Below are 25,014 nucleotides of genomic sequence, written 5' to 3'. Positions count from 1 at the left end.
TTCGAGTCCCGCGACCAGGGCCCCGGAAATGTCCCCTACTCGATACGGGACCTCATGATTTCGCGGGGTTGGCCCCACTACACGACGTGGCTTCTCTTTTCCTCCCGAGCACGCGGATGATGCCCCCCGGGCCGGAGAATCACGCTGGAACTTCCCATGACGATGGCGACGACATCCCCGATGAGACGACGCACGGCACTCTTCCTACGACGGCATGGCACGCTGCTGACCTGCCTCCTGGCGCTCGCGGCCTCGGTGCCCGCGTACGCGCAGGACGGCGCGGAGCCCCAGCTCCGCCGCTTCGGACTCCTGCTGGACGCTGGCGCTCCGCACGGCGTGGGCCTGTCCGCGGTGCTGCGGCCGCTGCCCTGGCTGCGGCTCCAGGCGGGCCCCACCACCAACAGCCTCAGCTTCGGCCTGCGCGGCGGCGTCAGCATCCTCCCCTTCCAGACCTTCATCGCCCCCTCCCTCAACGCCGAGGCGGGGCACTACTTCGGCTCTGACTACAACGAGGTCGTCGACTGGCTCGGCGCCACCCCGAGCCGCACGTCCGCCGCCATCAAGGACGTCACCTACGACTACGTCAGCGGCAGCATCGGCCTCGAGGTCGGCTCGGCCAGCCGCTTCAACTTCTTCCTCCACCTGGGGCTCAGCTACGTGGCGCTCAACGTGGATGACGCGAGCGCCCTCCTCCAGGACGCCACGGACGACCCGGACGTCACCGCCCGGAACCTCGCCGTGCGCGCCACCGTCCCCTCCGTGAAGGTGGGGTTCCTCCTTTACCTCTTCTGAGCAGGAGCACGACGACCATGCGAACGACCTCCTTCCGCGCCCTGCTGCTCTCCGCCACCGCGCTGCTCGCCACCGGCTGCGACTCGCTCTTCTTCATCGAGGCCGAGGCCGAGGAAATCTGCAAGGCGGAGCCCGACGTGGCCTTCCCCGCCGCCTTCCCCGGCACCACGAGCGTCCAGCAGACCCTCACCTTCCCGCTGGGTGACTTCTCCGACCCGATTCCCGAGGAGGCCGACGTGGAGACCGAGCTGCGGCTCAAGGTCTTCGAAGTCACGGCCAACACGGACCTGAGCGGCATCGAGCGCGCCAGCGTGTCCGTGCGCCGGCCCGGCACCGAGGACACCCTCCTCATCGGCGAGTACCGCCGCACCAGCGCCGCCGCCACGCAGACGCTCCGCCTCAGCGGCAGCGGCGCCGTGGACCTGCTCGACCTGGCCCGCCAGGAGGAGCTGGACTTCGTCTTCGAGGCCCGGGGCTCGCTGCCCACGCAGGAGTGGCGGGCCACCCTGCGGACGTGCGCCGGCATCCGCGCCAAGGCCAGCTACTTCGACCTGGTGTTCTGACACCCGGGGCGCAGCCGTTGCGCCCTCGCCTCCCCGGCACGCAGCGGCTGCGTGTCCAGGAGCACACTCCGCGAGCAGGCCCCGGCACGAGTCCCCATCCGGGACTGGCCGGGGCCTTGCTATGTCCACCCCTGGAGCCCATCAGAGGGCCAGGAGGACACATGGACACCATCGAGAGCTTCATGACCCGTTCCGTCCACACCATCGGGCTGAAGAGCCCGCTGGTGGAGGCACACCGGGTGATGAATGAACACGGCATCCGCCACCTGCCGGTGCTGGAGGGCGGGCGCCTGGCGGGGCTCGTCTCCCAGAGGGACTTGCACCTCATCGAGACGCTGAAGGACGTGGACCCGAAGGAGGTCATCGTCGAGGAGGCCATGTCCCAGGACTGCTACACCGTGGAGGCCGGCACGCCCCTGGCCGAGGTGGCGCGGGAGATGGGCCGCCACAAGTACGGCTCGGCCGTCGTCCTCCAGGGCTCGCACGTGCTGGGCATCTTCACCACCACGGACGCGCTGCGCGCCCTGGAGGCCGTCCTCACCCGCCCGGCCGCCCCCACGCCCGCGCGCAAGGCCGCCCCCCGCAAGGCCGCCCCGAAGAAGGCCGCCCGTCCGGCCGCGCGCAAGGCGAAGTCCGCCGGCAAGCGCCCCGCCCGCAAGGCCCCCGCGAAGAAGGCCGCGAGCCGGCGCACGCGCTGAGACCGCCGCTCAGGCCACGCTCTTCGGAGCCACCTCCGCCCCGGCCACGGCCGGGGCCGTGGGGAGGGGCATGGCCTCCAGGGGCGCGGGCGGCTGCACGCCCAGGAACTCCCGCCGCGTGCCCAGGAGGATGTCGAAGAAGGGGTGCGTCACGCACCAGTTCGCGTTCTGGTCCTTCCCCATGTGGTGGTCGTAGTGCCAGGGCAGGTGCTCCCGCGCCCACGCCGGGTCCAGGTGCGCGCGCCGGTGGACCCGGTAGTAGTTCACCGTGCAGGCCCACACCGTGCCCACGAAGAAGGGCGCCACGGGGAACAGCGGCGCGTGCATCGCCGCCACCACCGCCAGCGACAGCAATTCCTTCGTCTTGGCCGACCACGTCCACAGCGAGCGCATGTACTGGTCGTCCACCATGTCGTGGCGCCGCGACTTCTGGTGGTGCTCGTGCCAGTGGAAGCTCCAGAAGCTCCGCCGGTGCTTCCCCAGGCCGTGCAGCACGTACCGGTGCAGCACCCATTCCCCGAAATTGGAGTACGCCCAGCCCAAAGGAATGCCGATCATCGTTGCTCTCCGGCGGGCGCCCGGCCGGCGCCACGCTGTGAATAATGACTATTTGGTCACTCTTTTTGTATAACGCAAGAAGCTGGAGAACGCCAATGGCGACCAGGGACGGCACGCGGAGCGCGGGAGCGGACACCCCTCCAGGGGCGGCGGGGAGCAGACCCGGGCGTCCGGGCGGGCGGCGGGAGGCCCAGCGGCGGGAGCGGCTGAAGGAGCTGGAGGACGCGGCGCTGCGGCTCTTCCTGGAGCGGGGCCTGGACACCGTCACCATCGACGACATCACCCAGGCGGCCGGCGTGGCCAAGGGGACGTTCTACCGGTACTTCGACGACAAGGCGGCGCTGGTGGACGCGCTGCTGGAGCCGGTGCGCCGGGAGCTGCTCGCGGGAATGGAGGCGTGCGGCCAGGCCCTCGTGGAGGCGCGTGACGTGGAGGCCATGTTCGACGCGTACCGGGCGGTGGCGGCCGTCATCGCCAGCGCCCTCTTGCAGTACCCGGGCGTGGTGCGGCTGTACCTCCAGGAGAGCCGGGGGCCGGCGGCGGGGGCCCGCACCCAGGTGGTGGAGCTGTCCCGGCTGGTGGCGCGTCACGCGGTGGAAATCACGGAGAAGGCGCACACCCACGGGCTGCTGCGGCCCATCCGCCCGGCGGTGAGCGGGCTCGCGGTGGTGGGCGCCGTGGAGCGGCTGCTCCTGGCGGTGCTGAGCGAGGAGGCCATCGGCAACCCGCTGGAGCTGCCGGACGCGCTCACCACGCTGGTGCTGGACGGGCTGCGGCTTCCACCGGAGGGCAGCAGGCCCAGACGCCGGAAGCTGGACGGAGGCCCCAAGCGCCCTTAAGGGTGGGGCGTGGGACGCAAGCGGGTCCAGGCTGGCGGCGGCGGGTTCAACGTTCCCTGGTGGGCGTGGCTGTTGCCGTGTGCGCTCGTGCCCGTGGTGCTGCTCAACGTGGCCGTGTCCTGGCTGGGCGAGACGCACGTCTCCCCGCTGTCCTTCTCCTTCCTGGAGGCCAAGGCGGGGGCACTCCGCGCGTACGCGGAGCACCGGCCCTCGTGCCTGCTGGAGGGGCACGCAGACCTGGAGCCGCTCATCGACGCAGCCGAGCGCCGGCACCGGCTGCCTCCGGGACTGTTGCGCGCGCTGGTGGAGGTGGAGTCGGAGACGCGCGTGCACCGCATCTCGCCCGCGGGCGCCATGGGGCCCGGGCAGCTCATGCCGACGACGGCCGCCATGCTGGGCGTGAAGGACCCGTTCGACCCGGCGCCCGCCATCGACGCGAGCGCGCGCTACCTGGCCGAGCAGCTCCGGCGCTTTGGCGACGTGCGGCTCGCGGTGGCCGCGTACAACGCGGGCCCGGGCGCCGTGAATGGCCGCGTGCCTCGCAATGGGGAGACGGAGTTCTACGTGCCCAAGGTGCTCGCGGCGTGGGAGCACACGCGCCCGGCGCCGCCCGTGGCCGTGGCCGCGAGGACGGTGCAGAGAACTTCCACGCCCCCGGCGGCCCGCGTGGGTGCCAGGGGCGTCGCTACCGCGAAGCCCGTACCGCCAGCGAAGCCCGCGACCGGCGCGAAGCCCACGGCCCGGGCGAGACCGTCCGCGAACTCAGCACAAAAGCCCGCCGCCACGGCGAGCGCACGGCGCGGCTGAGCGGGACCGAGCCGCGCCCGTCACGGCGCCGTCAGGGAGAACCGGGTTCGAATCGCACTGCACCCAGCCCCCGCTGTCCGGCCCCGAGTTGCACACCCCATCCGCCGACGAGCAGCTCACCTGCGTGCCTCCCGCGCAGTCACGGTAGACGGAACAGGCGAGCATGGACTCGGACGAGTCCAGGATGTCCTCCTCCCCAGCCTCCACGCCGCCGCTACACGCGGCCGGCCCCCGGGGACTTCCGTACGCGGCGGGGGCCGGCTGGCGCCGCGGCTAGTGGCGCAGCTCCAGCAACTCCCAGCCGCCACGCGGGTGGAGGTTCATGGGGTTGGCGGTGCCGATGAAGAGTGAGCCTTCGCCCGTAACCATCGTCCGCACACCGTAGTTGGTGAAGTTGCCCACGCCCGTGAGCGACTCCGCCTCCGCGCAGCGGCTGCGCCCGGCGAAGCGGAACAGGTCGGCGCCCTCACGGGGAATGGCGATGGCGAGCAGCCGGTAGAGGTCGTGCCCCGCGCGCCGGGCGGCGAGCCGGTCCTCCGTCTCGCCGAAAGCCGCCGCCGTCACCGGCGCTCCGTCCACCTCAAGGACGTCTTGCAGGCCCACGCGCGCGAGCTGGCTCCAGTCGAAGGTGCCCACGTAGAGCTGCTTCCGGTACACCTCCATGCTCCAGGTGTACGCATTGAAGAAGTTGCCCAGGCCCGAGGAGCCGAAGCGCGGCTCCCAGTGCCGCATCCGGTTCCGGTGCTCGGCGTCGTACGCAATCGTGTAGCCCCGTGCCTCCGGCGAGTAGCGCGGCAGGTACTTCTCTCCGTAGAGGATGCGGATGAACTGCTGGCTCGTGCCCAGGTCGTCACTCTGGAAGAGGGCGATGGAGCGGTGCGTGCCCAGCGCCGTGGTGAGCAGCTCCACCGGGTCCACCCTGCCATTGCGGTTGGCGTCCAGGTCGAGCGTACCGGCGCGATGCAGCGCGAGCGCCACCTGGGTGGCGAGGGCGGGCACGTGCATGGTGCCCCAGTAGAGGCGCCCGTCGAAGGAGGCCAGGGCCCCGCCACCGGTGGTGAGCGCGGCCACCGGGTCCGGCTCGTAGTCGCGGATGTCCCAGACCTTCTTCCAGTCGCGCACGTCCCGCGACGAGAGCCCGAGCGTCTCCAGGCGGGGGCTGCGCCACAGGCCCGTGTAGCGCGGCCCGGCGGAAGAGCCGGTGCCGGTGATGAGGGTGGGCCAGGTGGACACGTACAGCCGCCCGGCGTGCTCGACGAGGTTGGCGGCGGAGCTGTCCAGCTCGCCCACCACCGCGAAGGCGAAGAGGCGGGCCGGGTCGGTGGACTTCTCGCCCACCCACCGCAGCACCAGCCCTCCGGGTGAGGTGGCGGAGGGAATGGAGGACAGCCCCACGCCCGTGTAGAGGACGCCCCGCGCCGTCACCCAGCTCCGGATGTCGTCGTAGGCGGGGAAGTTCCTCGCCCCCAGCAGCGCGCCGGTGTCCGCGTCATAGGCGAACATGTTGATGCCCCCCACCAGCGAGGGCCCCGCGAGGAACACCACGCCGCCCGCGTTGCCCGCCGAGCGCAGGCCCACCGTGGTGCGGCGCAGCATCTCCGCCGGGCTGCCGGCCGGTGGGTCCTTCAGCTCCAGCGTGCCGCTGGCCAGGTCGTAGCGGTAGAGGTGCGGCGCGCGGAAGTCCCCGGTGCCCGAGGCGCTGGCGCCGAACTCACACACCCAGGAGTCCGTCTCCTGCGGGGAATCCAGCCCGAGGTAGCTCGCCTGCACCAGGCAGTGCGTGTTGGCGATGGTGCCGAACCAGAGCGAGCTCCCGGCGCGCGTGAGGCCCCACACGTAGGCGTCATTCACCTTGGGCCGGCCCTCGGTACACGGCGGACGGCCCAGGGGCTCGCCGATGCCGTTGTAGCACTCGTCCGGCTCGGCCTTGGCCAGCCGGGAGACGTCCAGCTTCCGCTCCACCTTCACGCCCTTGTCCCCGTTGATGAAGAAGCGGTCCAGCGCCCAGAAGCGCGCGAGGGAGGCCACGGCGCGGTGCCGCTCGTCACCGTCGCGCCACTCCGGGGCGTCCCATGGCCGGGGCATCGAGGTGTCGAGCATGGCCGGCGTCAGCTCGAACTGCTGTGTCTCCAACTCCACGTCCTCGGAGGGTGGAGTGCCCACCGGGTCCCCACCGGAGCCACAGCCCGGCGACAGCAGCAGCCCCACCGAGCCCACCACCCACCCCACCCTCAACCGCCAGTTCCCATTCCCCATGGCCGCCCCCTCCGATTCGTTCCCCAGAAAGAGGAGGCTCCTGGCCACGCTGGGTAGCGGAGCCTCCCCGCGGCGCGCAGCAGCAAGCCATACGCCATGCGGAGCGTGTCCGTCCGAGGATGAAGGGGACAGCCCCGGGGGCCGGCGGCGGCCCCGCGGGACGAGACGGAAGGCGGGCACCAACGGACGCGGGCTCCGCGCGAGGGAAGGACACTTCTCCGCCGCGGCATGCCAGAGGCCACATGGGGCACGGGCGGGCCCCGCGCGTGGACACGTCAGGGAGGCCCGCCGGCTCCCGGAGTGGCAGGTGGGCACTCGCGGTTCCACGGCAGCCACCACGAGGGAACGCGGTAGGCCCGGTAGACGGCATTGCCAAAAGCGGACGGCGTGGGCCGCTCGAAGGGCGAGATGTACTCCCACACCACGTCGCCCTTGCGTGTCACCTCGAAGACGCGGCCGGTGGCGCCTTCCGTGATGAGGGTGTTGCCATTGAGCAGCCGCTGGGCGCTGCTGATGAACCAGCTGAAGAACTTCCGCTCACCCGCCTCGGGCCTGACGAGCTGGTACTCCCAGACGACCTCCAGCGTGCGAGGGTTGAACTCGATGACGCGCGAGAAGTCGCGGTACGTCACGGGCCAGTACGGCGGCAGTCCGGGGAAGAGCGCGCCGAAGCCCGCCAGGCCTCCGTTGTCGAACACCAGGACGTTGCCCGCGCCGGGCAGGCCCCAGGGAATGACGTGCGCGTGGTGCTGGCCGATGATCTGCCCCAGCCCGTGCTCGCGGGTGCCGGGGCCATAGTCCGGGCCCACCCGCCAGACGATGTCACCCGCCTTCCACGCCCCTCGCGGGTGGTCATGCCGGGCGATGATGGCGATGATGTTGGAGCTGCGCCCGTCCCAGATGACGTTGTCGGGATGGAAGCGCAGGTCCCCCTGCTCGTACCAGCGGTTGGGGCCGACATAGGAGGCGGAGTTGATGTGCTGCCAGTCCGTCTCCTCGAACCCGCCGCCGATGTCCTCGGGCGCCCCCACCTTGATGGTGCGCACCGCCGCGCGGGCCGTGGCGTCGAAGCCCATCTGCTCGTAGTGCTCCCAGGCATTCCACGTCCAGAGGACGTTGCCGGCCCAGTCCACCTCGTGGAGGACGTCGTCCTCGAGCGGGAAGTCGCTGATGTGCCGGGTGAGCGCCGGATCCGGGTTGGCGTGGGCGAGGACCAGTGTCTTCCCGCCGAGCGTGCGGGGCGGCTGGAAGGGAGCGAAGTACCCGACGGGGTTGCCCTCCCGCTGGTAGTCGTGGTGCCACCTCGCGCCGCCCGGGGCTCCCGTGCCGGCCCAGGACCACACGGCGTTGCCGCACCAGTCCATCTGCACCAGCGCCCCCTGCTCCTGGTGGCCCGCCAGTCCCCCGCCGGCACCGCCCAGGACGTGACCGCCCGGCAACAGCTTCGCGGGGAAGCCGAAGAGGGGCCACTCGCGCACGATGTTGCCCTCCATGTCGATGAGGATGGAGAAGCTGACCGGCCCCTGGGGGCCCGCCCACTTCCCGCCGAGCGAGCTCAGCAGCGTGTAGCCGCTCCAGCTCCGCCGCGAGTCGTGGAGCACGAGGCCCGTCTGCCCGTTCGAGTTGTCGAACGAGGTCATGTACCGCGTGAGCTGCGCCAGCGGCCCCTGGGGCGCGGTGAGGAAGTCGTGGATGGACTTTGCTGGAGGCTCCGGAATCCGGTCGCCGTACCAGAAGGATTGCGGGGAGTTGTCCCGGGAAGCACCTGCCGCTCGGGCGGCCTCCTCTCCCGTGGAGTCCGTGGGAGAGAGGGTGAGGAGCAGTCCCGTGAGCAGCGGCACCCGCGCCCATGTTCTGTACATGTGTCCTCCTTCAGGACCCACGAAGGCCATCCAGGGTCCATGCGTGAGCGCGGCATGCTGCGGGCCGGGACGTGCGCCGGAAATGGCGCGCGCGTCGTGTGCCCGTGTCCGCTCGCCAACCCGCCTGTGCGGCTTCGAGGACTCCTGGCCGGCCGCGGACCGGCGCCGCGCGGCTCGTGGGTCATGCTCACGCCAGGGTGGGCGTTCGCGGGTGGATTTCCACCACGCCCCCTTCGCGGCCTATGCTGGCGGCTCACGCCGCGCGTACCGGGCCCGCCTGGCACGGCGCCCTGCAACTCGATGCGGCGTGACGCCTCTTTCAGGAGAGCAACCTTGCGCGCATGGCCTACGGCAGTCAGGTGGAGTTGTATCGGGCTCTTCATGACCGCGGCCATGGCGAGCGCTCAGGCTCCAGCGCAGGCCCCCGCGGCTGAAACGCCTCCGGCGACCCATTCGACGGGCCTGACGTTCGCGTCGCGTGACCAGCTGCTGGGGGTGCCCCTCGCGTCCACTCCTTTTGGCGGGCGAGAGCTCCCGTCCTCGGTGGACCTCTCCGCGAGCCTGCCGCCCCCCGGAGACCAGGGCTCGCAGAACTCGTGCGTGGGCTGGACGGTCGCGTATGCCCTCAAGTCCTTCCAGGAGCACGTCGAGGAGCGGCAGCCGCTCGTCCATGGCGGAGTCCCGGACTATCGCCGCATCTTCAGCCCCGCCTTCATCTACAACCAGATCAACCAGGGACGTGACGGCGGAGCACTCTTCGTCGATGCGTTCAACCTGCTCTCGCAGCAAGGGGCCGCGCCCTGGTCCGAGATGCCGTACAGCGCCGCAGACTTCCGGACTCCGCCGGGCGAAGGGGCACGACAGGCGGCGCGGCGCTTCCGGATTGACTACTGGCGGCAGGTCAACGTGGCGGACATCAAGGAGGTGAAGGCACAGCTCAATGCCGGCTATCCGGTCGCGATTGGCGCCATCGTGGATGACGGCTTCCACGCAAGTGGCCCAGGGGCCATCTGGCGGAGCGTTCAGGGAGCACAGCGAGGCGGTCATGCCATGCTGGTGGTTGGCTATGACGACGCCAGGGGCGCCTTCAAGCTCATCAACTCGTGGGGCACGCGATGGGGAGATGGCGGTTATGGCTGGATTGCCTATGACTTCTTTCCCACCGTCGTGCGCGAGGGCTACGTCGCCAAGGACGCCGCCAACGGGCCTGGACCCGCGCCCACTCCGTCACCGGGCCCGGGCCCGGCTCCGCAACCCGTGCCGCAGCCCGTGCCTGTCGCCCAGGCCACGCTCACGCTGACGAACGTCGCCCACAACCAGTTCGTTCCTGGCCTGGGCCCGAGCATGGTCTTCCAGGGCATGGTCAGCGTTCCCGCCGGCGTCAGGGGCAACGTCCAGGTCGTCATCAGCATGCGCCATTCGCTGCCTCCCACGGGAGCCCCGGGCGCACCGGTGGGGTCGCTTTCTCCTGCCTTCGCCACGGTCCAGGGGGTGGCGGCGACCGGGACGTCCCAGCTCCCCATTCCTCCCCAGGGGCTCGTGAACGCTCCCTGGACGGCGTACTTCCCCTACGCCGCCCTGAACGTGCAGCGGGGCGGAATGGTCCTCACGCCCATGGGCCCCATGCCGCAGCCGGTCACCACCTACCTGCTGGCGGAGCCGACGGTCTTCATCGACAACTTCGGAGTGGCGCGAACGCCCCCGGTTCCGTTCTTCGTGCAGCTCTGACGCCCACGGCCGTGGGCGTCAGCCGGGACGACCGTGTCCTACGGGCTGCAATAGAACAGGAGCTCCTGGGTATAGGACCCGGACGTCGTTCCGAACTTCGTGAGGATGCCGGGGCAATCGCAGTACTCGCGCCCCACCTCCACGCCGTTCTTGTACCAGTAGCGATTCCACTGACTGCTGCCATCGCAGGCCCAGATGATGGACTGCTCCGCGCTGCCGAGCTCCTGGGGGGAAACATCCTCGGTGTCGGCTCCACCGCATCCACCCATGACCACGGCGACAAGACACATCATGACTGCTGGCTTCATGAACATGCCCGGCTCCATCTGACACGTGAGAGGGGGACAGCTCGCCCAAGTCTGCTCAACCCAGGACTTCTTGTCATCCGGGCGAGCAGCAGTAACGGCACGAAGCCTCTGTATCAGTGGTGCCGCACCGCGGCGGAAGCCGCGGCCGTCGGGCGCCCGGCACCGCACCTGCCGCTCGGGTGGAGGCACTCATTGTTCGATGCTTCGCATCAACCGAGTGGGCCATGTCTTCCGTCAATGCATATCTCGTTACTATTGCCGGGCTGTTTCCTTCAGCCTGAGAGGTCTCCGCCATGAAGAAGAAGCAGATGTGGGCTGGCCTGGTGATGGGGATGGTCGCGGGGGTGCTGTTGTCGGGGTCCACGGAAGCAGCGCCCCAGCAGGTTGGCCCAAGCTCCCAGACCATCCAGTACTGCAGCCGCTACGACGGCAAGGCCTGCTCGTCTCCCGGGGCCACGTTCCTTTGCTACAACCAATACCCCTACGAGCCGGGGCTCTGCGAGTGCACCGACGCAGGCACCTGGAGCTGCGGCTGACGCCCTGAAGCCATACCCCGGCTCAGGAGACCTGGACGGGCGGGCGGGGCTGTCCGCTTCCGAAGGGCTGCGTCCCGAAGGTGAACGCACGGCACCGCGGGCATGCGCCCTCTTCAGTCGAGGAGGGCCCGCGCGAGCGCTGGCACGCCGTCTGCTCTCGCGGAGGTCCGCACCCTCGCCGTCCCTCGGGTGCGCGTTCCCTTCCTGGACCTGGAGCCCTCATGACTCGCACCGCGTTGCTCGCGCTCTCCCTGCTTCTCACTCCCGCCCTCTTCGCCGCCACCCCCCCACGCACGCGCGATTCGGCCGCCGCGCCCGCCACGGCGTCCCCGCCGGCTGTCGCGACGGACGAGGAGCTGGCCCTCTTCGCGTACGACCGCGGCGCCCCGCTCGAGCTCGAGACAAAACGGCTGTCGTTGGAGGACGGCGTGGAGGTGTACGCGATGTCCTTCGCGAGCCCGAAGGGAGGCCGCGCCACCGGGCGCCTCCTCGTGCCACGGCGCGAGGGAAGAAAGGCGGGCGTCGTGATGATGCACGGCGCCCCCGGCAGCGCGGAACAGGCCGTCCCCCAAGCCCTCCCGCTGGCGCGCCTGGGCGCGGTGGTGGTGGCGGTGGACGCGCCTTTCGCCCGGCGGAAGGCCTCACCGGTGACCTTCACGCCGGCGGACCGCGCGGACCAGGTGCAGCTCATCGTGGACCTGCAGCGCGCGGTGGACCTGCTGCTCGCGCGGCCGGACGTGGACCCCACCCGCATCGCCTTCGTGGGGGGCAGCTACGGTGGGTCCGTGGGAGCCATCTTCGCCGGCGTGGACCCGCGCCCCGCCACCTTCGTGCTCTTCGTCGCGGGCGGCGGCTTCGTCTCGTACTTCAGCTCGCCGGAGGGCACGCCCGAGGGGCCTCTCGCGTCGCTGCCTCCCGAGGAGCGCGAGCCCTGGATTGCCGCCATGGGCCCCCTGGAGGGTCTCCGCTGGGTGGGCCGCGCCCGTCCCGGCAGCATCCTCTTCCAGAGCGGCCGCGAGGACCCGCTCGTCCCGCCCGCCAAGGCCGAAGCCCTGCACCGTGCCGCGGGCTCCTCCCAGGCGGTGCGCTGGTACGACTCGGGCCACAAGCTCCCGGAACACGCCCGCCAGGACAGGTACCGCTGGCTCCACGAGCGCGTGGGAACGGACATCCCTGGCACACTCTGACCGGGGCAGCGGAGGGCCCGCCGCGCCCCAGCCTTTCCGCGCCAGGGACCATCTCCGCGGGGGCGCACGTGCCCCGGCAGCGCGGTCCCGGACCGGTTGAGCGGCGGAGCGTCTGCTACCTTCCCTCCTGGGAGGGAGTCGCATGGCGAGCGTCGTGAGCGTCCGGGCCTTCGAGGCGGTGTGCGTGGGAGCGTGGCTGGTGGGCCTGTACTGGGTGTTGCGCCAGCGCCGCCCCGTCTACTCGGGCGTCTACTTCGGCTCCTCGACGCTCATGGTGTTCGACTGGGTCTTCAACACGAGCTGGTTCTTCCGGGTCGTCTACGCCGAGCAGTTCGTCCCCCTCTGGAAGATTCAGGGCGTCGTCCAGCCCGTCGCCCTGGCGTGCAACTACGCCTTCTTCTTCGGTGCCCCGGTGCTGATGCTGGTGCATCAGCGCGCATGGCTCGACCGGCGCCTGGGCACCTGGGGCCCCGCCGCCGTCTTCGCCGTGGGAGCCCTGCTCGACCTGGCGTTCGAGATTCCCATGGTGAAGCTGGGGCTCTGGACCTACTACCAGCGGCCGGCCTTCCTGCTCGGCGGAGTGCCGTGGTCGAACTTCTGGTACTCGGGGATGCTGATGGTGGCCGCCTACGCCGCGGCGCGGCTGGCCGTCCGGTGGGGTGAGAGCCCGGTGCCGGCCCCTCCGGGAGGCGGGGCAGAGCCCACGCTGCTGGGGAGACCTGAGTCCTGGTGGCGTGGCTTCGCGATGGGCGCGGCGGCCATCTGGGCCGCGTTCTACGTGTGCATCTCCGTTCAGCTCGTCTGGTATGGCGCCACGCAGCCCTGGATTCCCTCGCCACGGCCCTTCTGAGCCGCGGCCGTCCGCGCCCCCCGTCGCGCCGTGCCGGACGTGAGCGCGTCCACCAGCTTCCTGGCGACGTAGGCGGCATCCCGGTGCACACCGAGGAGCACGGCGGAGCCACGCGTCCACAACCAGTCGCGTCCGACGAAGTACAGGCCGGGAACCGGTGTCACGCCCCTGCGCTCGAGCAGGCGGCCCGTCTCGTCCTTGGCGGCCGGGATGTCCACCCAGTCATTTCGCTCCCGGTAGCCGGCCGCCCACAGGACGCCATCCACCTCGGTCGAGCGTCCATCCGCGAAGACGACGCGGCGCCCGCGTGCCTCGCGCAGGCGGCCGGCCACGCGGATGCCCTGGCGCCGGAGCCGGCGCAGCCGCAGGTGCGGGCCGGGGAACGGGTCGAGCCGGCGCAGGAGCCGTCCCGGCGCGCTCTCGCGCGACCACCGCATCACCCCCAGCCTGAGCAACCACCAGAAACCGTCCCTTCCGAGGAGCCGCTGCGGCGCGACCACCCGCCGCCGGCCGGTGGCGAGCCAGACCTCCCGCTCGCGTGCGAGCTCGTACGCGACCTGCCGCCCGGTGGCGCCATCACCAACGACGAGGATGCGCCCGGCCGGCAACTGGCGCGGGTTGCGGTACGTGGCCGCCGTGAGCTGGACGACCTCCGGAGAGAGCTCCCGCGCGGCCCCGGGGACCACGGGCTCCTGGAAGGCCCCCGCGGCGAGCACCACGGCGCGCGCCACGAGCCGCTCGCCGCCGTCCGTCTCCGCATGGAAGAGCCCCTCCTCCTTCCAGAGGCGGCGCACCTCCGTCCCCAGCCGGACGGGGAGCCGGAAGGTGCGGGCGTACGCATCCAGGTACTCGGCGGCCTCGTCCTTGGTGGGATAACCCTCGGGCTCGCCAGGGAACGGGAGGCCGGGCAGCGCGCTCAGCGAGCGGGGAGAGAAGAGCACGAGGGAGTCGTAGCGGTGACGCCAGCTGTCTCCAATCCGGTGCGCCCGGTCGACGAGTTGGAGGCGAAGCGGCGCATCGCGCAACTGCCAGGCAAACACGAGGCCCGCCTGACCAGCGCCGATGACGAGCACGTCGAGCATGTGTCCCTCCAGCGTCATGGCGGCGCCCCTCGACTCCCGGCTCGGGGCGGTACCCGAAAGCTATGTCCCAGCTGAGGAGACCTGGACGGGCGGGCACCCCTGCCCCCGGTGCCGCCCTCCCGCGCCGGGCATGGACTCGGCCCCTGGAGTCCTGGTGATGGAGTCCCCCAGAGAATGGCCCCCTGACACACGCCGACGACCCGGATTTCGCCGCCACCACCCCGAGGCACCTGGAACACCGCGGGCCCGGAGGGGAACCCCCTCCTCCAGGCCCGTGGTACGAAGCCAGCCCTCCGCGACACCGCCTTCTCCGCGTCAGTCCCCGAGGAGGAAGTCGCGATAGAGCGCGCCAGTCTCGGCCGGCCGCTCCATCATCGGCAGGTGGCCCACGCCGACCAGCACGTGCCCCTCGTGTCCGGGCAGGGCCCACAGGCGTGCCGCGCCCGAGATGTGGAACACCTGGTCCCCCTCTCCCCATAGCGAGAAGGAGCGCACGGTGAGCCGCGGCAGCAGCGACTCCAGCACGTTCCCTTGCACGCGGTGCGCGTGCCACATGCGCACGCTGCCCGGCACGTCCTTCAGTGCGCGCCGGGCGAGCACGTCCAGCAGCGGCCCCGGCAGGAAGGGACGCTGGACGAACATCCGGTCCACCAGCCGCTCGAACTCGTCGCGCGAGGTGACGACGAGCGGCATCAGGCCCCGCGCAATCTCCTCCTCCACCGGGCTGGGCACGAGCGCGCGCAGGCCGTGCGGCGCGCCGATGAAGCCGAGGCTCAGCACGCGCTCCGGGTAGCGCGCGGCGTAGAGCGCCGCGAGCGCGCCGCCCATGGAGTTTCCGGCGATGTGGAAGCGCGTGAGTCCCAGCGCGAGCGTGAAGGCATGCAGGCGCTCCACCTGGGCGTCATAGGCGTAGCTCTCGTCCGCCAGGCGCGTGCTGTCACCGAAGCCCGGCAGGTCCAGCGCGAGCACGCGAAAGCGCGGGGTGAGCCGCCGGGAGAACTCCGTCCAGTGGTCCTTGTCCGCGAACAGCCCGTGCAGCAGCAGCACCGTCTCGCCCTTACCGCCCTCGAGGTAGTGCAGTGTGTGCGTGCCCACCTGTACCGAGCGCGGCGAGAGGCCGGAGAGGCGCCGGTTGAACGAGACGAGAGACTCCACGACGCGCTGCGGCCACAGGTGCCAGGCCACGGCGAAGAGGCCCACGACGAGGACGAGGGCCGAGAAGGCGGGTCTGAGGAGGCGGGTCATGCTCGCACCTGTGCCACGCCCTCCGTGACACCAGCATGACAGGGGCCGGGAGCGCGGGACTCAGGGCCGGGTCGTGCCCACCTCCGCCCAGCGGCCGCGCAGCCGCGCGAGCGCCTCGGCGGGGTTGCCACCCGCGCCGCGCGCGAGCTCCGGCGCGAGCGTGCGCGCCCCCGGCACGTCGAGCGAGGCGAGCAGCGCCTCGATGTCCCGGGTGGCGAGCGGCTCCAGCACGATGTGCGCCGCCAGGTTCGCCGCCACCGCCTGGTCGAACCAGGCGAGCACCTCGGGCGGCAGTTCCCCCGTGCGGTAGCAGGCGACGGCGCGCATCGAGGCCCCCGGCTCCTGCTGCAGGTGCGAGAGGATGAAGATGCCCGCCTCCATGCTGGCGCCGTCCACCAGTTGCAGGTCGTCGTAGCCCACGGCGCCGAAGCCGTGGGCCATGGCGGCGCGGAACACCTCCACCTTCGCCTGGAAGAGGCGCAGCTTGTCGAAGTCCGCCACCGCGGGCGCCGGGCGGCCCAGGCCGGGGATGACACGCGCCAGCTCACGCTCGGCCCAGGCGGGCACGCTCCCCTCGCCCAGCACCTGCGAGAGCTTCTCGTAGGTGCGGGTGAAGGTGGCGAAGGGCACCAGCTTGTCACCCGGCCGGCCCGAGATGAACACCGTGCGCGCGTGGGTGCCGAGGAACTCCTGCATCAGCCGCGTCTTTCCCACGCCCGCCGGCCCCGAGAGGATGAGCACCTTGCCCGCGGCCCATTCCTCCTCCATCCGGGCCCACTCGCGCTCGCGGCCCACCAGCGCCGGCGGGTGCAGCAGCGACAGCGGCAGGGCCGGACGCGCGGGAGTGGCGCGCGGCGGCGGCGTGGCCTGGGCGAGCTCACGCGCGAGCCGCGCCGTCTCCGGCACGGGCGCCACCCCCAGCTCCTCCTCCAGCCGCGCCCGGCAGCGCTCGAAGGTGGCCAGGGCCGCGCCCCGGTCCCCCAGCGCGAAGTGCAGCCGCATCGCGCGGCGGCAGGCCTCCTCGGAGAGCGGGTTGAGCGCGAGCTGACGGCTCACCAGCTCGAGCGCCTCGGGGAGGTCGCCCTGCGCCTCCTTGCGCGCCGCCTCGCGCAGCAGCGTGGGCCCCTGGCGCAGGGAGAGCCGCTCGCGCTCGGCGCGCAGCCAGTCGTCCAGCTCGTTCTCCGCGTCGAACCGCAGGTGGCCCAGCAGCTCGCCCGCGAGCGCGAGGGCGCTGGCGCGCTCCGGCGGCGTCCCGGGGTCCAGCAGCTCACGCACGTCCACACGCAGGCTGTCGTCGAGGGACAGTTGCTTCGTGCCCACCACCAGCTCGTGGCCGCAGGCCTTGTGGATGCGCCGCAGCGTCTGCGAGAGGTTGTTGCGCGCCACGGACTCGGGCGAGTCGCCCCAGAGCAGCCCGGCCACGCGGCCACGGGGGCTGGGGCCGTCGAGGGCGAGCAGTGCCAGCAGGGCGGCCTGCTTGCCCTCGAGCTCGACGGTGCCATGCGGGCCATGGAAGCGAGCGCCTCCGAGGAGCTGCAGGGACGGGGACGTCATGGCCAATTTCTAGCACCTCTGCGGCGGAGCCGGACTCCCCACCTCAGCCACCATAGGGCGCGGCGAACTCCGCCCAGCGGTTGTTGGGCTGCAGGCCCGTGCCGGGATTCTCATTCCGGTTGGCGTCGGTGCGCAGCTCCCGCGCGGACACGGCCAGCGTCTCGATGGAGCGCACCCGCGCGTTGATGTCCGCGTCCTCCGCGCCCTCCAGCGTCGCAAGCCACGTCCGCATGAAGCGGACCGCGTAGAGAACCTCGGTGCGGTCGAAGATTTCCCCCGTCTGCTTCAGGTCCTCCTCGACGAGGTAGATGAACATGCGGGCGAAGTTCGCGAACATCCGGTCGTGGACCGGACGCCGGCGGTCGTTCCCGGGCGGCGGGCTGAAGTTGTCTCGCAGTTGCTTGAAGCTGAAGGTGCGCACGCTCGCCAGCTTCCCCGTCCCGGCCCGGAAGCCCGGCGCATCCATCCATCCCCGCGCCGCGGACTTCTCCACCGCCATCTTCGCGACGATGAAGGCGTGGTGGACGTCGTAGTAGGGCAGCAGCACCGACTCCAGGTAGTCCCCGATGAAGGTGGCGAAGCTGTCGCCCTCGTACAGGAGCGCCGGGTCCCTCAGGAACGACATCACGAACCACGTCTGCTGGAAGACCTCGCTCTGCTTGATGCGGGCCTCGGTATACGTCGGCGTGTCGTGGATGGTCTGGTCGATGATGGGCGGCAGCAGCGTGCAGGGGTGGTTGGTGGTGTTGCAGGCCGTCTGCGCGGGACGCGCCAGGGGCTGGATGCGCAGATGGTCCCCCGTCTCCCAGATGGGGTTGCGGGCGATGACCTTCTCCAGGTGGTCCGAGATGTGCGGCGTCCCGCCGCCGGCGCTCACGTCCACCAGGAAGTCCGGGTAGCGGTGGGTGCCGTGCCGCAGCATGTGCTGGAACACCTGGAGCGAGCGGTACTTCAGCCGCATCCACTCGCACGCCCGCGGGTAGTCCTCCAGCCGCGCGCCGCCCAGGTCCGGATTGCACTCCGTCATCCCGGGCGCGGCGTCATAGTAGCCCCAGAGGTTCGCGTCGGTCGGGTTGGCCAGGTAGGCGTCCACGCGCTGGTACCACTCGGCGCGCGCGGCGGCGCGAGGGCTCGACGCCAGGTCGGGGAACCACTCGAAGACGGAGCGGTGCTCGTCGCCGTGGAAGCCGTCCTCGGCGAGGTGGTCGAACGGCAGCCCCATTCGCAGGTGGCGCAGGTCGATGGCGAGCAGCTCGTCATAGGCCTGCCGCGCCCTGGCCAGCGAGTCGACGCGCCCGGTGGCCCACAGCAGCTTCCGGTCATTGACGAGGTGGTCCATGAAGGCCGCGTCTCGCTCGCTCTGCGCGGCGGAGTCGTGGACGGGCAGTCCGGGAGTCCGGGTGGGGAAGGGCTCGTAGGCGGGCTGGAGCGGACGGAAGCGCGCCGGATGCAGCAGGCGCGTCATCCCATGCCGCTGGCGCAGCACGTGGACCAGCCCGACGATGGCGTTGACCCGGCCCTCGTCCACGTGCGTGCGCGCGCGGCGGCGGAGGTCCGCGTCCGTGTAGCCCACGCGCGCCAGCTCGATGCCGTCCGGGCTGTGGCAACCGGCACACGCGCCCCGGGTGCCCTCGTAGCGCCAGGCCTCGAGCCCCGCCGAGTAACGCGCCGCCAGCTCCGCTTCGGAGAGCGCGTTGGCCGCCACGTAGGGCGTGCCGCACCGCGGGTCCGTCCCCGGGGGCTCGGGACACAGCAGCGACTCCGGATACGCGACGGCCTCGGGGACGGGGCCCCCCGGAGGAGCCGGTGGCAGCGGGGTTTCCGGCCCGGCCGGTGGCGAGCCCCCCTCACTGCAGGCCACCAGGGACAGCAACGTCCCCAGCGCGATGAGACACCTCACCGCCTTGCCTCGGGATGGACCGCGTGAGTGGAGGTCTTTGACGGAGACGGAGCGCATGGCTGCATTTCACCATGAGTGGATGCCTCCCGCCGAATTTCGATGGGAGCAACACTCCGGTGGGAGCCTCACGCCTCCGCCCCACCCACGCTTCAGCGGACCTCCCTCCTCGCGGCCCCGGGCCTGGGAGCAAGGAGCATCAGCTACGGCGCATCCAACGCGTGCTGCCGGAAGAAGTCCCACATGAAGGCAGTGGCGTCCGGGCCGAGGGCATCCGCGAACGGGTAGCGGGCGTCTCCTCCCGGCCACGCGTGGCCCATGCCGTGGAGCTCGTAGTGCCTTGCCAGCAGCTCGCCGCCGTAGACGTAGTCCGTCACGGTGTAGGTCCGGCCTCCGGGCACGCTGGCGTTCTCCGTCCGCGTCGCCACGTAGCGCACGCTGTCGTTGTTCATGCCGTCATCACCGTAGTCACTGGTCTGCAGGAACTGCCGCACCGCCTGCCAGCCGTTGACCGGATTGACGACGTCGTCCTCGGTGCCGTGCATGACGAGCACCGGCACCGTCCGGCCCGGCCGGCCAGAGCACGTCCACGCGTCCCGGCCCCGGTCATCCGGGTGGTAGATGCTGCCGAACTCCATGGCCCAGGCAGTACCGGAAATGGTGGTGGCCGCCTTGTACATCGCCCCCGCGCCCACCATGCCGGCGGCGAAGACGTCCGAGTAACAGGCGAGCAGCGTGCCCGCCATGACGGCCCCCGCGGAGACTCCGCCGACGTAGACGCGGCGCGCGTCCACCGCGTAGTGCTGCTTCACCAGGTCCACCATGCCCACCATCAGCGCGGGCTCGCCCGTGCCGCGCTCCTGGTTGCTTCCGAGCATGAAGTTCCAGCACTGCGTGGGGTTGGCGAACATCGCCTGGTTTGGGTAGAGCACCAGGAACCGCTCCGCGTCCGCCTTCACGTTCAGCCGCGTGAGGCCGGCGAACTGGTCCGGGTTCTGGAGGCAGCCGTGCAGCGCCACCACCAGCGGGAGCGGCGTGGCTGGCTGATAGCCCTCGGGGACCCAGAGCTGGAAGCCCCGGCCTCCATGGTAGCCATACACCCAGGAGCCGGCCTCGGCCGGTGCTCCCGTGAGGAGCGCGAGAGACACGAGCAGCATCCGCACGAGCGCGCCAACACTCCGACTCATCGACATGGGCCTGCCTCCTTCGGGGGGAAGTCCGGACTGCTCAGCCCAGGGCCTGCATGGCCTGGGACCTGCCTTCGACTTCGCGGAGAAAGGCCTCCACCGCCTCGGCGAGCCGCTCGGGCTGGTCGAGCGGCGCGGCGTGTCCGGAGTCGCTCAACACCTGGAGGCGGGCGTCCCGGAGCAGGTCGACGTACGCCTGCTTCTCGGACAGCGTCGTGTAGTCGCGCTCGGAGTGGAGCACCAGCACGGGACAGGAGATGTCCTTCACGCGCTCCAGCACGCTCCAGCCGAGGAGCCCGCGCGTCGCCCGCAGGTACGCATCCGGGTCGTTGTGGCCGAAGGTGTCCAGCACGCGCTGCCGCAGGTCCGCCTGCTCCGGCTTGGGGAAGAGCCGTGGCGCGAGCATCTTCGCCATGCCCATGGGGCCGAGGAACCGCAGCACCAGCAGCCGCGTCGCGAAGGCGAGCTTGCGGCGCAGCGTCCGGGCCTTCAGCTCCGGCCCGCTGTTGACGACGACGAGGCTGCGCACCAGGTCCGGCCGGTCCACCGCGAGCTGGAAGCCCATCATCCCGCCCATCGACAGCCCCACCACGTGCACCTGCTCGAGGCCCAGCGCGTCGCACAGTGCGGCGATGTCCCGGCTGAAGAGCGGCACACCATACGGCCCCGGCGGCGTCTCGCTCCGCCCATGCCCCCGCGCGTCCGGGACGAGGACCCGGTGATGCGCCGCGAGCCGGGGCGTCACGAACTCCCAGTCCCTCCCGGAGGAGCCCAGGCCATGGAGGAGCAGCACCGGCGTCCCGTCGCCCGCCGTGTCGCAGTGGAGGGAGACCCCATCAAGCGGAAGCATGGGCATGCCCGGTCTCCAGATTCCGGCCGCCGGCTGAACGAACGGCCATTCACGTGTTCGAGTAGAAGGGACTTCGAGTCGCGGTAGGTCTAGCTGAACGAACGTTCGTTTTTCAAGGTTCTTCATGACTTCCCCTCCCCGCTCGCGACTGCGAGCCCAGCCCACGAGCCTCCCCCCTTCCGCGGGTCCCCACGGCACGCGCCGGCGCATCCTGGAGACGGCCCTGGAGCTCTTCGCGAGCCGGGGCTTTCACGACACGTCGATTCGAGACCTGGCCGCCGTCCTCGAGCTCCGGCCGAGCGCGCTGTACGCGCACTTCCCCTCCAAGGACCACGTGCTCGCGGAGCTGGTGCGCATCGGGCATGAGGCCCACCACGAGGCACTCCGCGCGGCGCTACTGGACGCGGGCACCGAGCCGGCCGAGCAGGTGCGGGCGCTCGTCCGGGCCCACACCCGTGCCCACGCGGAGCACCCACAACTGGCCCTGGTGGTGAACGAGGAGTTCTACGCGCTGACACCGGAGATGGCCGCGCCGGCGCTGGCGCTGCGTGAGCAGTCGGCGGCGCTGCTCATGGAGGTCATCGAGCGCGGTGTCGCGAAGGGACGCTTCGCGCCTCCGCATCCTCTCGTCACCGCGCGCGCGATTGCCGCGATGGGAGTGCGCCTTCCGTACTGGTACGAGCCAGGAGGAGCACTGGACCTCGACACCCTCGCCGACGCACATGCAGAGCTGGCGTTGCGCATGCTGGGGAGCGCCACGGGACGCAAGGCCCGGAGAGCGAAGCGCTGACGGATGGACGGGGCTCGCACCCTCGCTCTCAGAGCGGCCTCCCGGACGCGAGCCACTCCGCCCGCCGGGTGATGCACTCCCATCGGGGCTCCAGCATTTCCCGAAGAGGGATACCGCCATGTGCATCCAGGCCCCGCAGACACCCGGCCTCGCCTCTCCGGCCTACGTTGCGCACCACCCGGAGGACCCCAACCAGGGCACGGCCGGGCTGTCCCGCCGCACCGGCCCCCCCGTGGTCGCGAGCAAGTACTCCGCCTCCGAGCACGTCTACCCGCGACCCGGTGCGAGGAGGCGGCGCGCACCGCCAGCCCGCAACCGAATCGAGCCGCCATGGCCGTGACACCGCTCCTCGGAATGCCCGCGGTGCGGCCCTTCGCCCTCTTCGGCCCGGCCCATCTCGCCGCGCTGCTCGCCCTCGCGCTTGCCGCCGTGGGCATCGTGTGGCTCGTGCGCCGGCATCCGGCCACCGCGACGCCGGTTCGGCTCGGGCTGGCCCTGGTGCTCGCGGTGCTCGCGGTGGCGGTCCTCTTCATCGAGCACCACGCCGGCACACCGTGGGCCTACCTCGCGCCCCTGCACCTCTGCGACGCGGCCATCGTGCTGGGAGTCTGGGCGCTCCTCACGCGACACAGGCTCATCATCGAGCTTCTCTATTTCTGGGCCTGCGCCGGCACCACCCTCGCGCTGCTCACCCCCGACCTGGGAGAAGACTTCCCCCACCTGCATTTCCTCTCCTACTTCGCGCTGCACGGCGCGGTGGTGGTGGCGGCGCTGTTGCTGGTGGTGGGGCTGGGGTACGGCCCCCGGCCCGGCGCGGTGTGGCGGGCCCTGCTCGGGCTCAACGTCTACGCGGCGGCGGTGGGCGTGGTGAACGTGGCCTTCGGCACCAACTTCCTCTACCTGTGCGCGAAGCCGCTCGCGCCCACGCCGCTCGACTGGTTCGGCCCCTGGCCCTTCTACCTCCTCGCCGGCGAGGGCGTGGCGCTCGGCCTCTTCACGCTGCTGGCGTTGCCCTTCCGGCGTGGCGCGCGGAGGGGCCCGCTCAGGGATACCAGTGCGGGCCGCCGTACCAACCCACCGGGGTCGTCGCCATCACGGTCGTCGGCCCCCAGGGCGAGACCGCGGTGAAGCCGAGGCCCACACCGACCTGGGCGTTCTCACAACTGGAGGTCATCAGGGCACCGCCGAGCAGCACCAGCAATGACAGACAGCGGGAGGCCTTGCGCGGGAGCATCGGGCGTTCTCCTCGGATACGGGGTCAGGGCGCGGCGGCGCCAGGGGTCTTGAACGGATAGCGCTGGAGGGCGAGGACAGCGCCGCTCGGGTCGGCGATGAGCGCGAGCGAGCCTCCCCGTACGTCGGCCCGGGGCGCCATCACCACCCGTCCCCCGAGCGACTCCACCCGCGCGGCGAGCGCCGCCGGGTCCTCCACGCGCACGTAGGTGAGCCAGTTGGGGCGCACGCGCTCCAATGGCTTGCGGAGCACGCCCGCGCGGGGCCGCTGGTCCCGCATGAGCACGGAGTAGGGGCCATCGCCTTCGTTCCGTTCCTGGACCTCGTAGCCGAGCAGGTCCTTGTAGAAGGCGACCGCCGCGGCGGGGTCCTCGGCCAGGTGCTCCATCCAGAGGAACTGACCGGGCTCGGGCAGCCCCGTGTCCGCGGGGTCTCCGGGCTGCGAGCGCACGAAGCCCACGGGGGCCCCCTGGGGGTCGGTGACCACCGCGGCCCGGCCGATGCGCTCCACGTCCTCCGGCCCCACCAGGGCCTGGCCACCGCCCGCGCGGACCTGCTCCACCGCGCGGTCCACGTCCGGCACGGAGAGGTAGCCGAGCCACTGGGAGTGCTCGCCCTTGCCCGCGCCGGTGGGCTGGACGATGCCGCCCATCCAGCGCCCCCGCGCCTTGATGAGCGAGTAGGGGCGCTTGGAGCCCTTGACGTCGTGGAACTCCCAGCCGAGCAGCTCGCCGTAGAAGCGCTTCACGGCGGCGGGGTCCTCCGTGACGAGGTCATGCCAGACGAACTTCCCGTACAACGGCACCGGCGAGAGCGGGATGCCCGCCTTGCTCGCGCCACCCGGTGTGCTGGCGCAACCGGCCATGGCGGAGAAGAGTCCGCCCAGCGCGCACAGGCCCGCCAGCAGGAGTCCACCGTGAAGCCAGACGCGCGAGCGCGTGACACCCGGGGCGCGGGCCATGCCTGCCGATTCCATCGTCGCTCCTTCTCCGCGGCCCGAGTCCACTCGGGGCGGGGCGTGGCCGGGCACTTCCATATGGGATGCGAGGGCACGCGCGGCAAGTCGCTCACCGCCGGCTTGCGACTCCGGTACGGGCCTCCACCCCGGCGGCCGACAGCGCATGGCCCCGGGGGGCAAGAACGGCCCGGCACGAGGGAGGCGCGCCACTCATCCGAGGAGGACTTCGAGAGCGACAGCCGGGCCCCCATCCCAGGTGGCACAGTGGCAACGCCCGTTTCCTGGCGGCGCTACCGCGTCGCGCCCACGCCCCTGCCCGGACCCGCGGCCGAAGGGTCCACCCACACCTCCACGTCGCGGTGGAGCTGGAGAAAGGACGCGGGGCAACGCGGCGTCACCGGACCGTGCAGCATGGCCGACACCGCCTCCGCCTTGCGCGCACCGAACGCCAGCAGCAGCACGCGCCGGGCCTGGAGGATGGAGGCCATGCCCAGCGTGAGCGCCTCCAGCGGCACGCGCGCCGGGTCGTCCCCGAAGAGCGCTGCGTTCGCCAGCCGCGTCTCGCGGCCCAGCTTCACCCGGTGGCACGGCGCCAGCAGACTGTCCCCGGGCTCGTTGAAGGCGATGTGCCCGTTGGCGCCGATGCCCAGCAGCACCAGGTCCAGCCCTCCCGCCGCGGCGAGCTCGGCGTCGTAGCGGGCACACTCGGCCTCCGCGTCCGGCGCGCTCCCGTCGAGGAAGTGGATGCGCTCGGGCGCGAGGTTGACGTGCTGGAAGAAGTGCCGCTCCATGTACGAGCGGAAGCTGCCCGCGTCCTCGGGTGGGAGTCCGAAGAACTCGTCCAGGTTGAAGGTGCTGGCGCGCGACAGGTCCAGCGCGCCGCGCGCGGACAGGGCCACCAGCTCGCGGTACACGTTGAGCGGCGTGCGGCCCGTGGGCAGCCCCAGCACCAGCGAGGGTGTGTCACGCACCGCCTCGGCGATGCGCGCGGCGCACGCGGCGGCGGCTTGCTGCTCGGAGTCGAAGACGCGGAGGTTCAACACAAGGGCCTCGGCAAGGGGCGCGGGAGCATAGGAGGCGCGCGCCCGGGCGAGAGCCCGCTCGTCGCCGCCCCGTTCACTTCAGGGCGTCCGGACCGTGTCACGCTCCCGTGCCGGTCATGCGAGAGCCTCGGGAACGACGCAGGCCGTCATGAAGCCCTCGCCCCCTCGCGAGCGGGCGGCACCACGGAAGC

23 protein-coding genes are annotated in these 25,014 nt (G+C 71.5%); 11 read left to right on the top strand and 12 right to left on the bottom strand.

The genetic code is table 11. The features are described 5' to 3' along the window. Positions 1-180: 180 nt before the first annotated feature. From K8638_RS22990 to K8638_RS22980, 3 genes are all read left to right on the top strand, one after another. Positions 181-792: a hypothetical protein gene (locus K8638_RS22990; RefSeq protein ID WP_223756740.1), complete on the top strand. Its 612-nt coding sequence runs from the start codon at positions 181-183 to the stop codon at positions 790-792. A 17-nt stretch (positions 793-809) separates the two neighbouring features. Continuing rightward, the gene (locus K8638_RS22985; protein ID WP_223756739.1) at positions 810-1,355 is read left to right on the top strand and encodes a hypothetical protein; all 546 of its coding nucleotides are present in this window, start codon (positions 810-812) and stop codon (positions 1,353-1,355) included. A 161-nt stretch (positions 1,356-1,516) separates the two neighbouring features. Next, positions 1,517-2,053, top strand: a complete 537-nt coding sequence (locus K8638_RS22980; protein WP_223756738.1) for a CBS domain-containing protein — start codon at positions 1,517-1,519, stop codon at positions 2,051-2,053. A 9-nt stretch (positions 2,054-2,062) separates the two neighbouring features. On the opposite strand, the gene K8638_RS22975 is transcribed toward K8638_RS22980, so the two are convergent. Beyond that, positions 2,063-2,611 carry a hypothetical protein gene (locus K8638_RS22975; RefSeq protein ID WP_223756737.1) on the bottom strand — a complete coding sequence of 183 codons (549 nt, stop codon included), beginning with the start codon at positions 2,609-2,611 and terminating at the stop codon, positions 2,063-2,065. Between the two features lie 95 nt (positions 2,612-2,706). On the opposite strand from K8638_RS22975, the gene K8638_RS22970 reads away from it, so the two are divergent. Both K8638_RS22970 and K8638_RS22965 read left to right on the top strand, forming a co-directional pair. Further along, entirely contained in the window at positions 2,707-3,450 is a 744-nt protein-coding gene (locus K8638_RS22970) for a TetR/AcrR family transcriptional regulator (protein WP_223756736.1), read from the top strand. A gap of 9 nt (positions 3,451-3,459) precedes the next feature. After that, positions 3,460-4,257: a lytic transglycosylase domain-containing protein gene (locus K8638_RS22965; RefSeq protein WP_223756735.1), complete on the top strand. Its 798-nt coding sequence runs from the start codon at positions 3,460-3,462 to the stop codon at positions 4,255-4,257. A 273-nt stretch (positions 4,258-4,530) separates the two neighbouring features. Here K8638_RS22965 and K8638_RS22960 read toward each other — a convergent pair whose 3' ends face one another. After that, complete coding sequence (locus K8638_RS22960) at positions 4,531-6,513, bottom strand: hypothetical protein (RefSeq protein ID WP_223756734.1); 1,983 nt, start codon at positions 6,511-6,513, stop codon at positions 4,531-4,533. Positions 6,514-6,788: 275 nt separating this feature from the next. Then, positions 6,789-8,375, bottom strand: a complete 1,587-nt coding sequence (locus K8638_RS22955) for an aryl-sulfate sulfotransferase (protein ID WP_223756733.1) — start codon at positions 8,373-8,375, stop codon at positions 6,789-6,791. Between the two features lie 543 nt (positions 8,376-8,918). Here K8638_RS22955 and K8638_RS22950 point away from each other — a divergent pair. Beyond that, entirely contained in the window at positions 8,919-10,103 is a 1,185-nt protein-coding gene (locus tag K8638_RS22950) for a C1 family peptidase (protein ID WP_223756732.1), read from the top strand. Between the two features lie 38 nt (positions 10,104-10,141). On the opposite strand, the gene K8638_RS22945 is transcribed toward K8638_RS22950, so the two are convergent. Further along, positions 10,142-10,411, bottom strand: coding sequence for a hypothetical protein (locus K8638_RS22945; protein WP_223756731.1), 270 nt, complete (start codon positions 10,409-10,411; stop codon positions 10,142-10,144). Between the two features lie 293 nt (positions 10,412-10,704). Between K8638_RS22945 and K8638_RS22940 the strand changes: the two genes are divergently transcribed. The 3 genes from K8638_RS22940 to K8638_RS22930 all read left to right on the top strand — a co-directional run bounded on the left by K8638_RS22940 (position 10,705) and on the right by K8638_RS22930 (position 12,984). Then, complete coding sequence (locus K8638_RS22940; RefSeq protein ID WP_223756730.1) at positions 10,705-10,947, top strand: hypothetical protein; 243 nt, start codon at positions 10,705-10,707, stop codon at positions 10,945-10,947. A gap of 221 nt (positions 10,948-11,168) precedes the next feature. Next, complete coding sequence (locus tag K8638_RS22935) at positions 11,169-12,134, top strand: S9 family peptidase (protein WP_223756729.1); 966 nt, start codon at positions 11,169-11,171, stop codon at positions 12,132-12,134. Between the two features lie 142 nt (positions 12,135-12,276). Then, positions 12,277-12,984, top strand: a complete 708-nt coding sequence (locus K8638_RS22930) for a hypothetical protein (RefSeq protein WP_223756728.1) — start codon at positions 12,277-12,279, stop codon at positions 12,982-12,984. On the opposite strand, the gene K8638_RS22925 is transcribed toward K8638_RS22930, so the two are convergent. The 6 genes from K8638_RS22925 to K8638_RS22900 all read right to left on the bottom strand — a co-directional run bounded on the left by K8638_RS22925 (position 12,927) and on the right by K8638_RS22900 (position 20,805). Then, positions 12,927-14,084 carry an NAD(P)/FAD-dependent oxidoreductase gene (locus tag K8638_RS22925; protein WP_223756727.1) on the bottom strand — a complete coding sequence of 386 codons (1,158 nt, stop codon included), beginning with the start codon at positions 14,082-14,084 and terminating at the stop codon, positions 12,927-12,929. The two genes, K8638_RS22930 and K8638_RS22925, sit on opposite strands and share 58 nt — an antisense overlap. A 297-nt stretch (positions 14,085-14,381) precedes the next feature. After that, the gene (locus tag K8638_RS22920) at positions 14,382-15,311 is read right to left on the bottom strand and encodes an alpha/beta fold hydrolase (protein ID WP_223756726.1); all 930 of its coding nucleotides are present in this window, start codon (positions 15,309-15,311) and stop codon (positions 14,382-14,384) included. A gap of 60 nt (positions 15,312-15,371) precedes the next feature. Continuing rightward, a complete protein-coding gene (locus K8638_RS22915; RefSeq protein ID WP_223756725.1) occupies positions 15,372-16,865 on the bottom strand; it encodes an AAA family ATPase in 1,494 nt (497 codons plus the stop codon). Between the two features lie 43 nt (positions 16,866-16,908). Continuing rightward, entirely contained in the window at positions 16,909-18,765 is a 1,857-nt protein-coding gene (locus K8638_RS22910; protein ID WP_223756724.1) for a hypothetical protein, read from the bottom strand. A gap of 200 nt (positions 18,766-18,965) precedes the next feature. After that, positions 18,966-19,955: a PHB depolymerase family esterase gene (locus K8638_RS22905; protein WP_223756723.1), complete on the bottom strand. Its 990-nt coding sequence runs from the start codon at positions 19,953-19,955 to the stop codon at positions 18,966-18,968. A 34-nt stretch (positions 19,956-19,989) separates the two neighbouring features. Continuing rightward, a complete protein-coding gene (locus K8638_RS22900; protein ID WP_223756722.1) occupies positions 19,990-20,805 on the bottom strand; it encodes an alpha/beta fold hydrolase in 816 nt (271 codons plus the stop codon). 118 nt (positions 20,806-20,923) lie between these two features. Here K8638_RS22900 and K8638_RS22895 point away from each other — a divergent pair, with 118 nt between their 5' ends. Together K8638_RS22895 and K8638_RS22890 are read left to right on the top strand one after the other, a co-directional pair. After that, positions 20,924-21,589, top strand: coding sequence for a TetR/AcrR family transcriptional regulator (locus tag K8638_RS22895; protein ID WP_223756721.1), 666 nt, complete (start codon positions 20,924-20,926; stop codon positions 21,587-21,589). Between the two features lie 330 nt (positions 21,590-21,919). Next, positions 21,920-22,717, top strand: a complete 798-nt coding sequence (locus K8638_RS22890; protein WP_223756720.1) for a TIGR02206 family membrane protein — start codon at positions 21,920-21,922, stop codon at positions 22,715-22,717. 130 nt (positions 22,718-22,847) lie between these two features. Here K8638_RS22890 and K8638_RS22885 read toward each other — a convergent pair whose 3' ends face one another. Both K8638_RS22885 and nagB read right to left on the bottom strand, forming a co-directional pair. Further along, complete coding sequence (locus tag K8638_RS22885) at positions 22,848-23,798, bottom strand: VOC family protein (protein WP_223756719.1); 951 nt, start codon at positions 23,796-23,798, stop codon at positions 22,848-22,850. Between the two features lie 272 nt (positions 23,799-24,070). After that, a complete protein-coding gene (gene nagB, locus K8638_RS22880) occupies positions 24,071-24,820 on the bottom strand; it encodes a glucosamine-6-phosphate deaminase (RefSeq protein WP_223756718.1) in 750 nt (249 codons plus the stop codon). Positions 24,821-25,014 lie beyond the last annotated feature (194 nt).

This window comes from Myxococcus sp. RHSTA-1-4 (genome assembly GCF_020037125.1).
Classification (GTDB): Bacteria; Myxococcota; Myxococcia; order Myxococcales; family Myxococcaceae; genus Myxococcus.
The sequence above is the reverse complement of the archived record's forward strand: the minus strand, read 5'-3'. Positions and strand labels throughout refer to the sequence as shown.

Excerpts from the sequence above, each read along its gene's own strand:
- K8638_RS22990 (WP_223756740.1), top strand. The coding sequence starts at position 181 with ATGAGACGACGCACGGCACTCTTCCTACGACGGCATGGCACGCTGCTG.
- K8638_RS22985 (WP_223756739.1), top strand. The coding sequence starts at position 810 with ATGCGAACGACCTCCTTCCGCGCCCTGCTGCTCTCCGCCACCGCGCTG.
- K8638_RS22980 (WP_223756738.1), top strand. The coding sequence starts at position 1,517 with ATGGACACCATCGAGAGCTTCATGACCCGTTCCGTCCACACCATCGGG.
- K8638_RS22975 (WP_223756737.1), bottom strand. The coding sequence starts at position 2,611 with ATGATCGGCATTCCTTTGGGCTGGGCGTACTCCAATTTCGGGGAATGG.
- K8638_RS22970 (WP_223756736.1), top strand. The coding sequence starts at position 2,707 with ATGGCGACCAGGGACGGCACGCGGAGCGCGGGAGCGGACACCCCTCCA.
- K8638_RS22960 (WP_223756734.1), bottom strand. The coding sequence starts at position 6,513 with ATGGGGAATGGGAACTGGCGGTTGAGGGTGGGGTGGGTGGTGGGCTCG.
- K8638_RS22955 (WP_223756733.1), bottom strand. The coding sequence starts at position 8,375 with ATGTACAGAACATGGGCGCGGGTGCCGCTGCTCACGGGACTGCTCCTC.
- K8638_RS22945 (WP_223756731.1), bottom strand. The coding sequence starts at position 10,411 with ATGAAGCCAGCAGTCATGATGTGTCTTGTCGCCGTGGTCATGGGTGGA.
- K8638_RS22940 (WP_223756730.1), top strand. The coding sequence starts at position 10,705 with ATGAAGAAGAAGCAGATGTGGGCTGGCCTGGTGATGGGGATGGTCGCG.
- K8638_RS22935 (WP_223756729.1), top strand. The coding sequence starts at position 11,169 with ATGACTCGCACCGCGTTGCTCGCGCTCTCCCTGCTTCTCACTCCCGCC.
- K8638_RS22930 (WP_223756728.1), top strand. The coding sequence starts at position 12,277 with ATGGCGAGCGTCGTGAGCGTCCGGGCCTTCGAGGCGGTGTGCGTGGGA.
- K8638_RS22925 (WP_223756727.1), bottom strand. The coding sequence starts at position 14,084 with ATGACGCTGGAGGGACACATGCTCGACGTGCTCGTCATCGGCGCTGGT.
- K8638_RS22920 (WP_223756726.1), bottom strand. The coding sequence starts at position 15,311 with ATGACCCGCCTCCTCAGACCCGCCTTCTCGGCCCTCGTCCTCGTCGTG.
- K8638_RS22915 (WP_223756725.1), bottom strand. The coding sequence starts at position 16,865 with ATGACGTCCCCGTCCCTGCAGCTCCTCGGAGGCGCTCGCTTCCATGGC.
- K8638_RS22905 (WP_223756723.1), bottom strand. The coding sequence starts at position 19,955 with ATGTCGATGAGTCGGAGTGTTGGCGCGCTCGTGCGGATGCTGCTCGTG.
- K8638_RS22900 (WP_223756722.1), bottom strand. The coding sequence starts at position 20,805 with ATGCCCATGCTTCCGCTTGATGGGGTCTCCCTCCACTGCGACACGGCG.
- K8638_RS22895 (WP_223756721.1), top strand. The coding sequence starts at position 20,924 with ATGACTTCCCCTCCCCGCTCGCGACTGCGAGCCCAGCCCACGAGCCTC.
- K8638_RS22890 (WP_223756720.1), top strand. The coding sequence starts at position 21,920 with ATGGCCGTGACACCGCTCCTCGGAATGCCCGCGGTGCGGCCCTTCGCC.
- K8638_RS22885 (WP_223756719.1), bottom strand. The coding sequence starts at position 23,798 with ATGGAATCGGCAGGCATGGCCCGCGCCCCGGGTGTCACGCGCTCGCGC.